This is a genomic window from Comamonas sp. GCA5 (genome assembly GCF_036541385.1).
GTDB classification, from domain to species: domain Bacteria; phylum Pseudomonadota; class Gammaproteobacteria; order Burkholderiales; family Burkholderiaceae_C; genus Comamonas; species Comamonas aquatica.
In genome coordinates, this window is record NZ_JAZHFR010000300.1 from 1 (window position 1) to 237 (window position 237).

Consider the following 237-nt stretch of genomic DNA (forward strand, 5'->3'; position numbering starts at 1 on the left):
CGCATCACTTCAACAGCGCAGAGGATTTGGAGAAGACACTGCACAGGTTTGTCTGGCTGTACAACCACCACTTGCCACAAAAGGCACTGGGGCATGAAGCCCCAGTCCAAGCACTCAAAAATGGAAGATGAAAGCACCTGATTTATTCGTCAAGAACGTGCGTAATCATCCGGGACCTGACATACAGCATTTGCAGCAAGGTGGTATCCAGCATGCCCTGCCCGGTTTGCGGCAACG

General features: G+C 51.9%; 1 pseudogene. It reads left to right on the forward strand.

Annotated features, from left to right (window positions below):
- Positions 1–237, forward strand: a pseudogene (locus SJH88_RS19705) (hypothetical protein); the annotation flags it as partial.